Origin of the sequence: Vibrio pacinii DSM 19139 (assembly GCF_000711795.1) — a bacterium.
Classification (GTDB): domain Bacteria; phylum Pseudomonadota; class Gammaproteobacteria; order Enterobacterales; family Vibrionaceae; genus Vibrio; species Vibrio pacinii.
On sequence record NZ_JONH01000002.1, the window covers coordinates 308198 to 320270 of the forward strand.

The 12073-nt window shown below is 47.1% G+C and carries 12 protein-coding genes; 4 read left to right on the plus strand and 8 right to left on the minus strand.

The window, feature by feature from the left end; translation table 11 throughout:
* Window positions 1–290 precede the first annotated feature (290 nt).
* Window positions 291–764 carry a hypothetical protein gene (locus BS19_RS03625; protein WP_038173392.1) on the minus strand — a complete coding sequence of 158 codons (474 nt, stop codon included), beginning with the start codon at window positions 762–764 and terminating at the stop codon, window positions 291–293.
* Window positions 765–1167: 403 nt separating this feature from the next.
* Here BS19_RS03625 and BS19_RS03630 point away from each other — a divergent pair, with 403 nt between their 5' ends.
* The 4 genes from BS19_RS03630 (at window position 1168) to BS19_RS03645 (ending at window position 3419) form a co-directional block, all read left to right on the plus strand.
* Window positions 1168–1365 carry a PA3496 family putative envelope integrity protein gene (locus BS19_RS03630; RefSeq protein ID WP_038173393.1) on the plus strand — a complete coding sequence of 66 codons (198 nt, stop codon included), beginning with the start codon at window positions 1168–1170 and terminating at the stop codon, window positions 1363–1365.
* A 162-nt stretch (window positions 1366–1527) separates the two neighbouring features.
* Complete coding sequence (locus tag BS19_RS03635; RefSeq protein ID WP_038173394.1) at window positions 1528–1737, plus strand: DUF3283 family protein; 210 nt, start codon at window positions 1528–1530, stop codon at window positions 1735–1737.
* A gap of 92 nt (window positions 1738–1829) precedes the next feature.
* Window positions 1830–2546: a YebC/PmpR family DNA-binding transcriptional regulator gene (locus BS19_RS03640; RefSeq protein WP_038173395.1), complete on the plus strand. Its 717-nt coding sequence runs from the start codon at window positions 1830–1832 to the stop codon at window positions 2544–2546.
* 141 nt (window positions 2547–2687) lie between these two features.
* A complete protein-coding gene (locus BS19_RS03645; RefSeq protein WP_038173396.1) occupies window positions 2688–3419 on the plus strand; it encodes an SDR family oxidoreductase in 732 nt (243 codons plus the stop codon).
* A 92-nt stretch (window positions 3420–3511) separates the two neighbouring features.
* Here the strand turns inward: BS19_RS03645 and BS19_RS03650 are convergent, their stop codons facing one another.
* From BS19_RS03650 to BS19_RS03680, 7 genes are all read right to left on the minus strand, one after another.
* Window positions 3512–4168 carry a cupin domain-containing protein gene (locus tag BS19_RS03650; protein ID WP_038173397.1) on the minus strand — a complete coding sequence of 219 codons (657 nt, stop codon included), beginning with the start codon at window positions 4166–4168 and terminating at the stop codon, window positions 3512–3514.
* A gap of 65 nt (window positions 4169–4233) precedes the next feature.
* Window positions 4234–5481, minus strand: coding sequence for a leucine-rich repeat-containing protein kinase family protein (locus tag BS19_RS03655; protein WP_038173399.1), 1248 nt, complete (start codon window positions 5479–5481; stop codon window positions 4234–4236).
* 104 nt (window positions 5482–5585) lie between these two features.
* Entirely contained in the window at window positions 5586–7058 is a 1473-nt protein-coding gene (gene gtfA / locus BS19_RS03660) for a sucrose phosphorylase (protein ID WP_038173401.1), read from the minus strand.
* A gap of 61 nt (window positions 7059–7119) precedes the next feature.
* Window positions 7120–8211, minus strand: coding sequence for an ABC transporter ATP-binding protein (locus BS19_RS03665; RefSeq protein ID WP_038173402.1), 1092 nt, complete (start codon window positions 8209–8211; stop codon window positions 7120–7122).
* Window positions 8212–8241: 30 nt separating this feature from the next.
* Complete coding sequence (locus BS19_RS03670) at window positions 8242–9426, minus strand: carbohydrate ABC transporter permease (protein ID WP_157631125.1); 1185 nt, start codon at window positions 9424–9426, stop codon at window positions 8242–8244.
* The gene (locus tag BS19_RS03675; protein WP_038173403.1) at window positions 9426–10436 is read right to left on the minus strand and encodes a carbohydrate ABC transporter permease; all 1011 of its coding nucleotides are present in this window, start codon (window positions 10434–10436) and stop codon (window positions 9426–9428) included. The genes BS19_RS03670 and BS19_RS03675 overlap by 1 nt, the downstream gene beginning before the upstream one ends.
* A 76-nt stretch (window positions 10437–10512) precedes the next feature.
* Window positions 10513–11865, minus strand: a complete 1353-nt coding sequence (locus BS19_RS03680; RefSeq protein WP_038173404.1) for an ABC transporter substrate-binding protein — start codon at window positions 11863–11865, stop codon at window positions 10513–10515.
* Window positions 11866–12073: the final 208 nt, after the last annotated feature.

Consider the following 12073-nt stretch of genomic DNA (forward strand, 5'->3'; position numbering starts at 1 on the left):
CTGTTACACTCTTGGTTAGATCAGACAAAGGAACGACATTCCTCTGACAACGGGCTGACAATGATGAGCTGAAGCTTGGTTATTATTTATCCCGAATAGACAACCTTTTGTCCTTTCTGATAAATGAGGGATAGGATTGTCCCTGATAGATTGGCTCATATTGTTACATTCATTCTGAATAGTTTGCGAGTTCTCTGAACTCGCTTTTTTTTGTCTAAAATTCAGGTCTTACAGACGTTTTCGAACAATCTAAAACATAATCATGCCTTGATCATTGTTCCGTATTGCTGTTAATGGACGATCCATGCCCCTTGATCATTGTTGCGGGATTCATTCCAAGCAAGGCTTTGGCTGAAACGTACGTGTGCTTCGATCAATTGCTTTGATTCAGTTTGCCAATGATCTTCCGGACGTTGATTGCAAAACTCCAAACTCATCACCACCAAAAGCTGCAAGCGTTTCATTGCCCAATCTTTGACAACTAATTCATATTGATTCGAACTTGCCAATTGTTGCAACTGCGCGCTAGCGAGTTGAAGAAACTGATAGGCTTTGATTGGTTGGCTATCATGACAACGCTTGAATATTCTCAGACAACCGTCTAACCACAATGCCATGGCTTCGCTTTGCTCATCACTGACCGCGTCTAGCCAGAGTGTATGAGGAGTTGCGAGCAGTAAACACTCAAGTGATGGTTCTTGATCATGCTTTCGGGTCTGGTGCCAGTTCATCATATTTTCTAACCAACGTTCTAGCTCGCTCATACTCTCAATCCTCATTGATGCGCTTCTTGCAACCTTGTTGAATTACAGACGTCAGCATTGTTTTGTCAATAGATATAGTGTGGCTTGAGAAAAGTGACTTCGCCACTGCACATTGAGTTAGTAAGAGAATATCGAGTGGAGTTTGACTAAGAGAGTTGTTAGAAACGCGCGCTGGTAACACTTAAGCGGCAGAAAATGAGACGTTGATCGCTTTGATTTGGCTCGGGGTAATCTTGTGAATGTACTGCGCAATAGCAGTGGGCGCAAAGCTTATTTATACAAAAAACACTAAGAGTTATCGAACTACTAGCACAATCACATTATCGAGCTAAAATTCTTAACAAGGGGTGGTAGATTTTGCTACAGATTAGTTGTCCCTTGCATGGTTTGTTCGGAGGTATTTATGTCCATTAATTCTATTGACCATGATGAAATGAGTAAAATTGCTAGCACGTGGGACTTCACGGAAGAAGTAGAGCAAAAATCGCCAACTAAACAAGTTAAGTCTGCCGAAGCTCGTCGTCGTATCGAAGCATTAAGAGAGATTCGAGAAAGCGGCTTGACTATTGAAGAGGCGAAAGAACTGGGTATTTTGCACTAGTTTTGAACTCATACACAAATACTAGAGGGCGGTAGTGGATTACCACCCTTTATTTTTACCATTTTTTTGATCTATTCCGTAGCACACATAGGGATTGGCTCTCTACAATAGGCGCTTGTGTGGTATATTCCCTCCCCATATTTTGCAGATGAGAGCCTTGGTATGTCGATTAACCTGTCTACTCTTCCGCCGAGCGAGAAAAACAAGATAGAGCTTGATAAGCAAGCGTCGTTTTTGGTTTGGAAACTCCGAGAAGCGAAAGCGATGCCTGATGAAATTGATCAGCAAGCAGCGAGAATTGCCGATGACGCAGAAAAAGTGTCATTCTTAGAGTCTGTTGAAAAATATAAACGAGTAATGGGCGTGGCGTAATTCGCTTTATTCCTCTGCAAAGCGAGAAATTGAAATGTGCTCGCATTTTGCTAAAATCCTTCGCGTTAAATTGAATTAGAGAGAAGATCCCGATGGGAAGAAGTTTTGAAGTGCGCAAAGCCTCTATGGCAAAAACTGCAGGCGCAAAAATTAAAGTTTATTCCAAATACGGTAAAGAAATTTACATGTGCGCGAAAAACGGTGGTCCAGATCCAGACATGAACTTGTCTCTGAAGCACCTGATCACGAAAGCGAAAAAAGACCAAGTCCCAGCGCATGTTATCGATAAAGCGATCGATAAAGCGACTGGTGGTGGTGGTGAAGACTACCAACCAGCTCGCTATGAAGGTTTTGGCCCTGGTGGCGTAAGTGTTATCGTTGACTGTCTGACTGATAACGGCAACCGTACTTTCCAAGATGTACGCCAATGCTTTGTTAAAACGGGCGCGAAAATTGGTGTTGAAGGTGCTGTTTCTCACATGTTCGATCACCAAGCGGTATTCCAATTCAAAGGCGATGATGATGAAGTCATTCTAGAAACGCTAATGATGGAAGACGTTGATGTCACTGATGTTGAACTAGAAGATGGCGTGATCACGGTATTCGCTCCTCACACTGAGTTCTTCAAAACGAAAACAGCGTTGAATAGCGCCTACCCAGACTTAACGATGGATGTCGAAGAGATTACTTTTGTTCCTCAGACTCACACACCAGTTGCTGGTGACGATGCAGAGAAGTTCCAAAAGTTCCTTGATCTTCTTGATGACTGTGATGACGTACAGCAGGTTTATCATAACGCCGAGCTGTAATCGCCATATTGCTTTATAAAACCGAGCCTTAGCGCTCGGTTTTTTTATATCTTCATACTGAACACTAGGGTAGTAAACGGTTAGTCACGGTTGATTTTACAGTGTAAAGTGGGACGACAAAGGAATGTTGAAGGAACAATAATGAACAACGTTGTGATAGTGACGGGGGCGGGTCGAGGTATTGGCGCTGAAACGGCCAAGCTGCTTGCCGGGCAGGGGTATTTGGTTTGTGTCAATTACCTAAATAATCATATTCGGGCTCAACAGGTGGTCGAGCAGATTACTCAGTCGGGAGGGCGGGCCTTTGCTTTTCAAGCGGATGTGTCTGATCAAGCGCAAGTTGAGGCGATGTTTACTGAAGTGAGAGCTTGCTATGGCATGGTGACTCATCTGGTAAACAATGCCGGGATTCTCTTTGACCAATCGACGCTGTGTGACATTGATGTTGCTCGTTTTAAGCGAGTGATGAACTCCAATGTAGTGAGCTGCTTCTTGTGTTGTAAAACGTTTATCAACCAACTTGATGGTGTAGGGGCTATTGTCAATGTCTCTTCTGCTGCATCCCGTACAGGCGCGCCATTTGAATATGTTGATTACGCCGCTTCCAAGGGCGCGATGGACTCGTTGACGAAAGGCCTATCTCTAGAGTTGGCTGAGCGAGGTGTTCGAGTCAATAGCGTAAGACCTGGGTGTATTTATACGGAAATGCATGCCGATGGTGGCGAGCCGGGACGTGTTGATCGATTGGCTGAATTTATCCCGCTTAAGCGCGGTGGAACGGCGCTTGAAGTGGCTAATGCCATTGCTTGGCTACTCTCAGACGAGGCCTCATATGTCACAGGCTCGTTCATTGACATTGCTGGCGGGCGATAGGCATTGTCCCTATTAGACGCCTCTTGTGCGTAACAAGAGGCGCTATAAAGACACAGAACTCAACAGCAGCCAAAACTAAGAGAAGACAATGACTAAGGCGTGAGAGGCAAATGTCCGGTTTTGACCAGTATGATCGTTTCTTGGTCAACAAAGGGGAAATGTTCACTCATATGTGGGCTACGAATCCAACTCCCTATCGGATAAACGCCGTGTTCATCAGCAAATTCTCCAGATAGCACAAAAATCTCTTCACCGCCGAAATGACGATGAGACTGAAATCTCTCTCCTGCTGGCCACTTAACTAAAGCTACGTGCTCATGTTCAAAGTCATGCAGTGGCATGACTTGTAAACCGCCCATGCCTGCTAGCCATTGCTGGTGATGAGTATTGAGTCTGATAGTCGCGCTATCGCGTTTATCAAACTGATTGAGTTTGACTAAGATGACGCAGCCCTCAAGACTGAATGGTGCATGATGGCTGCCTGGTGGATTACGTAAATAACTGCCCGCTGGATAGTCGCCATGTTCGTCAGAAAACACGCCTTCAAGCACGAAGATCTCCTCGCCCATCGGATGATAGTGCGTGTTAAAACGAGATCCCGCATCATAACGCACCACGCTGGTTGTATGGCCTGATTCTGCTTCTTCTCGCTCTAATGGTTTACGCCACACACCCTTGGCAGGACTGGCAACCCAATCTAATTGTTGCGTTTCTATCACCACGCGCTGGGAAAAATCCATGTTGTGCATACAAAACCTTATTCATTTGGTGACCATACGGTATCCATTGTAGCAAAATAATCACCACTCGATCACTACTGGGCAATACGCATTAAATTATGCACATAGTGGTAAGTCTCACTGTCGATATCGCGCGGGTCACATACAGAAAGTAAATCTTGGATAAAATGACCTAAGGCTCTTGCTTCCACTTTACGTACACCTTGTTGCTGACACTTAGGTAAGTAGTCGTATACGGAAGCGGCACCAAAGTCGCCAAAGATCATCTCGGCGTGATGATTAATTAACACATTGTGCGCGTACAAATCACCGTGACAGACCTTATTGTCGTGAAGATGACTAAATACTGCCAGCATCTGGCTGACGATATGTTCTATTTGAACAATGCTTAGGGTCAACTCTGGCTTGAAGACATCACGGGTGCAGGTAGCTAATGTTGGCGGTAGACCTAAGTTAAAGTATTGGTCAGGAATCAGTTCCATGATCAGCGCTAAATAACCTGGTTGATTGACTTGAGCAATAGACTTCACCAAGTTGTTATGTTGCCCAGCTTTCAAGCAAGCTTGAAGTTCATCTTGAGGATAGCCATCGCTGGTCACCTCGCCTTTAAACACTTTGACCGCAACCTCATTGGGGAAGGGAGTATCGCCGTTGAGCCAATTAGCATGAGAGATAACGCCCGATGCACCTTGTCCAAGAACGTGATTGATTGAGTAAGCGTCTGAACTCACTTCAGGCACACTGTTTTGCTGCGCGAGTTGTTCGCAAAACGGGTTGCCGGCAAATGCCATCCAAGCGAGTTTCGGCAGTTTCAACAGTACATCAGGGAAAATTTCTAACTGATTTGCAGACAATCTAACGAGCTCTAGATTGTGTAGATGTTTAAAACTGGTCGGTAACGCTTTAATTTGGTTGCCCGCTAAAGCGAGTTTTTGTAGGCGAGGTCGATAGCCTAAAGACTCGGGCAACTGAACAATTTGGTTGTCAGTGAGAATCAACCAGCGGAGCGGTTTCGGCAGCGACTCTTCTGCTACGCGCACTATCTGATTGCTTTTAAACCCGACCATTTCCAGCTTTTCACAGCGTCCCAATACAAGTGGAAGGTGAGTAAAACGGTTATTCGATGCGAATAGGATTTTGAGCTGAGGAAGATCAGCGAGCCATTGAGGCAAGTCGTTGAGTTGGTTATTGGAGACATCAAGAATTTCTAACGTGTCGGCCAGAGTTAAAATCTCTTGCGGTAATTGTGTTAATTGCTCAGATAGTTGAAGGCGCTGAATGCCTTTTAATTGACCATTCTTTAGTTGTTTTACTGTGTGCAAACCGTCTGCCTATTGTCACGCATGGAAGGGAAAGAGCGCGTATTCTACGCAGCAACGGCGCGAATGGCGAGTCACGTTTCAACCTCTGTGCCGTGAATCAAGCCTCAGTCGTTAAGCAGATGCTTCAAATCGATCTCTTGTCTCTTGCCATCCAATGCATGACGGATCACTGCGCTTTGGTTGGCAAGATCCACCGTTAATTCAATCTGGTTGTGATTGTCGCGCCAACTTAACTCGAGTTGCTGTTGCGTGCCGGCTAGATGAAATTGACCATTAAACGCGGGGTGGGTGTTACGCAGTTTAATTAGCTCAATCAGCCCTTTAACGACAGGTAGCGCTAACTGCTGATGGATTTTGTCTTGATCGAGGTAAGGACGATTGATATCGCGCCCCTCCTGAGTCTGTGCGAGAAGATCGATATCATTATGCATTGCTAGCAGACCAGCATAATAGACCTGAGGCACTCCTGGGCTAAAAAACTGAATCGCCCGAGCCACCAGATAGTGAAAATCATTGCTTGCCAGTGCATCGTAGTAGCTGCAATTGACTTGATAAAGGTCGAGATTATTGGCGGCCGAGCCTGTTGCTAAGCGACTCTGTCCGCCACTGTTGTGATGAATCGACTCGACCAGTTGATTGATTTGTTCTTCGTTGAGTAAACCCGGCTTGTCACCTTGAGGGCCCGCATCGATGATGCCGATGCCGTCATGAGTATCGAGTACCGTTAAGCAATTACGCGGCGCGATTTTTAGCCAGGCAATCAGAGCGTCAAAGTCATTCGCTAACAGCGCATGTAACACCAGCGGTGGCAGCGCAAAGTCATAGACTCGATGAACGCGTTTCGCGACCTCAATTTGCGTTTGGTAGTGGCTGTGAATTTCCGCAACGGTCTCCATCCCGAGTTGATTAGCTCGCTGAGACAGCTTATCGATAAACTCGAAGGTTTCATCCAACATAAAGCAGCTGGTATCGGGACGTTTGATGGCATAGCCTGCGGCATCAAGGCGAATGATTTTGATGCCATTGTCGGCAAACAGTGACAGGATCTGTTCTAAGTAGGCTTGGCCTTGAGGGTGCTCGACATTGATATCAATTTGGTTATCAGTAAAGGTGGTCCAGAAGTTGATTTTCTGGCTTGATTTGAGCATTTTGGCGCTGAAGCAGCGGCTAGGGCGAGGGCGGTAGATCGCTTCGGCCTGATGGTCGGTAATTCCATCAGGAAAGACGTCTTGCTGTTTGAGAAACAGGGGCCAATATTGAGATTGCTTGCCATTGTCGATCACGTCCAAAAATTGGGGAGACTGCGCCGATGCGTGGTTGACGATGAGATCGGCCATGATCTGGCAATGATCACTCAATTGCTTCACGTCTTGCCATGATCCTAAGCGAGAGTCGACCTCGGCATGATTGATGGGATCAAACCCAGCATCACTGCCATCGATCGGATAAAAAAATGGTAGCAGGTGTACACCAGCAAAAAGTTCATCTAACTCATGGCTTAAAAGCTGAGTGAGGCCGTTAAGATCAGAGCCTGTGAGTCGGTCAACATAGGTAATCAATTGAACTTTGTTGTGCATGGTAAACCTCGCGCAAGAAGGCAAGCCCCATTGTCAAAGCTCGCCATTAACAGAGATAGAATTAAAGGTACTTAAGTGAGATTCCGTCTTGGTTGAACAGGTGAATTTTCTCAACATTGGCTTTAAGGTGGATTTGCTCGCCGCGATGGAAGTCTAAAATTCCGGGCAGTTTGGCCACGATCGTTTCATCATGACCTGCAACATTAATATGCAGTAATGTCACTTCACCCAATGACTCAACAAACAGTACCGTGCCTGACATCAACGCATCGTCAGTGGTTGCGACAAGGAAATCTTCTGGTCGAACCCCCAATCTGAGAGTGCTGCCTTTGAGTGTTGCTTGAGCGGCAATTGGTACGTCAATGGTTAGGCCGCTCTGTGCTTCAACCGTGCAACTATCGCCAGCCTCCAGCAAGGTTGCTGAACTAAGATTCATTGCTGGCGAGCCAATAAACTGAGCGACAAACACATTGGCCGGATTGGTATAGAGTTCGAGTGGTGTACCGATTTGCTCAATTTTCCCTGCTGATAGCACCACAATACGATCGGCTAAGGTCATGGCCTCGACCTGATCATGAGTGACGTAGATCATCGTCGTCTGGTCGAGCTCTTCCTTGAGGTTGGCGATCTCGATACGTGTTTGTACCCTAAGCGCAGCATCAAGATTAGATAATGGCTCATCAAATAAAAAGACTTTTGGCTGACGAACAATTGCCCGCCCAATCGCGACCCGCTGACGCTGACCACCCGAGAGCGCTTTGGGTAAACGATCAAGGTAAGGCTCAAGTTGCAGCATGCGCGCGGCTTCCATTACTCGGTCATGAATGGCATCTTTCGACTCTTTTGCAATCCGCATCGCAAAGGCCATGTTGTCGTAAACGGTCATATGTGGGTAGAGCGCATAGGTCTGAAACACCATCGCAATGCCACGCATCGCGGCAGGCAGATCGTTGACGCGCGCGCCTTCAATAAAAAGGTCACCCGAGGTTATTTCTTCAAGCCCGGCAATCATGCGCAGCAAGGTCGATTTACCGCACCCTGATGGGCCGACAAACACCACGAACTCACCTTGTTTGATGTCGAGGTCGATGCCGTGTAATACCTGAGTGTTGCCGTATGATTTAGTTACGTTAGTTAAAGCTAATCCTGTCATATCATTATTCTCATCATTGGCTAACGGCTGCTATTTGACAGAGCCTGAAAGAAGTCCACGAACTAAGTAGCGTTGTAAGGTGAAAAAGACCGCCAAAGGAACCGCAATAGAGACAAAGGCCGAGGCGGTGAGAATTTCCCAGTTGCCCCCTCGCGAGCCAAGCAGTTCACGCAAACGTGCGGTCAGCACAATATGCTCTTCACCAGTACCAAGGAACACCGTTGCCACCAATAAGTCATTCCACACCCACAAGAACTGGAAAATGGCGAAAGAAGCGAGGGCAGGGAACGACAGGGGTAATACGATGCGCATAAAAATTTCAAAATCGGTTGCGCCGTCTACTCGCGCCGATTCGATGATTTCACGTGGCAGACTCGAGATATAGTTACGCAGTAAATAGATCGCCAGCGGCAAGCCAAAACCGGTATGCGCAAGCCAGATACCAAGATAGGTTTTGGCGCCAACGCCAAACAAGGCGCCGATGTCGTTATAGAGCCGTAACAGTGGGATAAGTGACATTTGCAGTGGCACAACCAACAAGCCGACCACCAGCGCGATAAGCAGGTTTCGTCCTGGCATTTTCATCCATGACAATGCATAGGCCGCGTAGGCTGCGATAAGAATGGGAATGATGGTTGCTGGAATGGTCACGGTCAGCGAGTTAATAAACGATCGACCAATGCCTTCAGCGGTGAGCACTTCTTGGTAATTGTCGAGGCCAAATTTTGGCGGCACGATCGCAGTAAAGAAGATGCGCTTACCACGCGAGCCTTTAAATGGCTCGGCAGAAATCATCTGGTATTCACCAGTCTCTGAAACGGTGAGGGTACCGTCGCCACGCATGTCGGCGACCTCTCCGGGTTGGTAACGGGTAGGTTCACGTGATGAAAAGCCAAACGCGCTGACCGTGGTAGGTTGTCCTTCTATTAACAGTTGGCCAGATAATACATAGACATCGCCTTGTTTTACTTGCGTGTCGGCGCCACCAGTTCGCTCGATTAAGTTTTGTTGGGATGAGGTTAAAGATGTCCACCAGCCTGACAGAGCCAATTGATCTTTGTCGCGGAAAGAGGAAATAAACAGCCCTGCGGTAGGCAGTGTCCACAAAATCACGATGATCAGCACTGAAAAATGCATCAGTAGTGTCAGCGGTGAGCGTCTGAGTTTACTCAGGCCAAAGGGGGCTTTTTTAGTGTCAGTGGTTAAGCTTGGCATTAACGATCCTCCATCTGAGCACTTGCTTGGCGCATATTCCACACCATGACAGGGATAACAGCGACCATGATGATCACGGCAATAGCGGCACCGCGGCCAAAATCACCACCGCCACGGAACATCCAGTCAAACATCATGTTAGCCAGTACCTGAGTGCTCCATTGACCGTTGGTCATGGCTAACACAATATCGAATACCTTGAGTACCAAAATAGTGATCGTGGTCCACACCACCGCGATGGTGCCCCAAATTTGTGGGATCAGGATTTTAAAGAAGATCTGCACGCCATTGGCGCCATCAAGGACCGCCGCTTCGACGGTTTCTTCGGGAATACCGCGCAGCGCAGCTGAGAGGATCACCATGGCGAATCCGGTCTGGATCCAGACAAGGATCACCATTAGAAAAAAGTTATTCCAAAAAGGTAGGGTTACCCACGCTTGCGCTGAACCGCCAAAAAGCTCCACCAACGCATTAAGAATACCAATCTGCTCAGAGCCGGGGGCGCGGTAATCATAGACAAACTTCCAAATAATCGACGCGCCGATAAATGAAATCGCCATCGGCATAAAAATCAAACTTTTGGCGATGTTGCCCCAACTGACTTTATCGGTAAGAGCGGCAATGACTAAGCCAAAAAAGGTTGAGGCGGCAGGAACAACCAGTAGCCAGAGTAGATTGTTAAACAGTGACTCGCGAAATTCTGGATCATTAAATAGCCAAGTGTAATTGGCCAAACCCACATATTTATCGCCATTTCTGTCATGCAGTGAGAGCACAATTGACTCAAATACCGGATAGACAAGGTAAAGACCTAAAAAGCACAGCGCAGGGCCAAGAAACAACCAAGGACGAACAGAAGCGGCGCGACGTAGGTTACGCGCCATGGTTTGGCTGGAAACATTTCGGGTCGGGAAAATGATGGTTAGCAACCAGTTGCTGCCAACGAAATAGACCACGCAACTTGCGACGCCTAATACCATGATAAATAAAGAGGAGTAGAGCTGTTCCATCGTGGCCTCACCTAGTCTACAAATTGAACTAACACAAAGCCGATAGAAGAAGTTCCTATCGGCTTTAGAGCGCGGATTATTTCAATGCATCCCAAGTGGCTTGCACATCGTTGGCGACATCTTGCGCAGCTTTGCCGCCACTGTAATCGACCATGCCTGTCCAAAAAGCACCTGCGCCGATCTTGCCTGGCATCAAGTCTGAACCATCAAAGCGGAAAGTGGTGGCTCGAAGTAAAATCTCGCCCTGTTTTTTGAGCGTGTCATTGCCGTAAGCTTCGACGTTCGCCCCTTTATGTGGGGTTAAGAACCCTGATTGCGCCATCCAAATTTCATGGGCAATTGGTGACTGGAGAAATTCCATAAAGGCGCGAGTAGCTGGGGAGTCTTTGGTAATACTCCACATCGTTCCAGCGCCAAGCACAGGTTTACCCAATGGTTTTGATTCGTAGGACGGGAAGTAGAAGAAGTCGACATCGGTGCCGAGCTCTGTGCCTTCAGGAAAGAAGCTTGGGATAAACGAAGCTTGGCGGTGCATGTAACATTTTACCGGAGAGGTAAACATCCCTTTGGGTGAATCGCGGAAGTCGGTTGCGGCCACGGCGCGTGATCCGCCATCGACATAGGCATCATTACGCACGAACCAACCAAACTCTTCGATGGCGTTAACCACTTTGGCGTCGTTAAATTTGAGCTCGTTGGTCACCCATTTATCGTAGTCAGCGGGCGATTGAGTGCGAAGCATCATGTCTTCAACCCAATCGGTTGCAGGCCATCCAGTTGCACCACCTGAGCCTAAACCAACACACCAAGGCGTTTCGCCATCTTTAACGATTTGTTGGGTGAGCGCTTTTAACTCTTCCATGGTTTGCGGTACGTCATAACCTGCGTCTTCAAAGTTTTCAGGTACATACCAAACCAAAGATTTCAGGTCGACTTTATAGAAAAATCCGTACAGCGCCTCTTTGCCGTCTTTACCTTTGAATGTGCCAAGGTCAACCCAAGACGACCCCGCGGCATAATTGTCATTCAGCCAGTCCGCCGTTTTTGGCTCAAGTGGTGTTAAGAAACCTTTGGAGGCCAGATCCGCAGCTAAGCCAGGCTGGGGGAAAATAGCAATGTTCGGCGCACTGCCAGCCTGAACATCAATCGCAATTTGCTGCTCAAAAGAGTCTGACCCCGAGTAATTTACCGTTGCGCCTGTGGCTTGCTCAAAGTAGGCGAACACGCTTTCAACGAGCTCTTTATCTTCGGTTAACCATGGGCCAAAAATGGTCACTTGTTGCCCTTTTAAATCTTGGCTTTTAAGGGCTTCATAGCTCTGCCAATTAAAGCGGGCATCTTCGCCGGGAGCGTATTTTAAGTCGGCAGCTAGAGTCGGGAAAGATAAGACTGCGACTGCAATTGAACTAGCAAGTAGAGTGGTTTTCATTGGTCAGACTCCGTGTATTCAGATACTTAGTAAGCGTTTCTTGTTGTATAACCGAGCGTCTTGTACCTAATCGTGATAGTGATTTATTAGGCTCATGTCTTAATCGATTAAGCTATCAGTAATCAAAATAGGAGTTGACGCTAAAGTTGCTCGTTTTTTGCGCGCTTGTTGTGCCTTCGATCAAACTTTAAGCCGAAGTTTTGTATGA

Bases quoted from the DNA above. Each gene is read 5' to 3' on its own strand.
- BS19_RS03665 (WP_038173402.1), bottom strand. From the start codon at position 8,211: ATGACAGGATTAGCTTTAACTAACGTAACTAAATCATACGGCAACACT.
- BS19_RS03650 (WP_038173397.1), bottom strand. From the start codon at position 4,168: ATGCACAACATGGATTTTTCCCAGCGCGTGGTGATAGAAACGCAACAA.
- BS19_RS03630 (WP_038173393.1), top strand. From the start codon at position 1,168: ATGTCCATTAATTCTATTGACCATGATGAAATGAGTAAAATTGCTAGC.
- BS19_RS03635 (WP_038173394.1), top strand. From the start codon at position 1,528: ATGTCGATTAACCTGTCTACTCTTCCGCCGAGCGAGAAAAACAAGATA.
- gtfA (WP_038173401.1), bottom strand. From the start codon at position 7,058: ATGCACAACAAAGTTCAATTGATTACCTATGTTGACCGACTCACAGGC.
- BS19_RS03625 (WP_038173392.1), bottom strand. From the start codon at position 764: ATGAGCGAGCTAGAACGTTGGTTAGAAAATATGATGAACTGGCACCAG.
- BS19_RS03680 (WP_038173404.1), bottom strand. From the start codon at position 11,865: ATGAAAACCACTCTACTTGCTAGTTCAATTGCAGTCGCAGTCTTATCT.
- BS19_RS03645 (WP_038173396.1), top strand. From the start codon at position 2,688: ATGAACAACGTTGTGATAGTGACGGGGGCGGGTCGAGGTATTGGCGCT.
- BS19_RS03670 (WP_157631125.1), bottom strand. From the start codon at position 9,426: ATGCCAAGCTTAACCACTGACACTAAAAAAGCCCCCTTTGGCCTGAGT.
- BS19_RS03640 (WP_038173395.1), top strand. From the start codon at position 1,830: ATGGGAAGAAGTTTTGAAGTGCGCAAAGCCTCTATGGCAAAAACTGCA.
- BS19_RS03675 (WP_038173403.1), bottom strand. From the start codon at position 10,436: ATGGAACAGCTCTACTCCTCTTTATTTATCATGGTATTAGGCGTCGCA.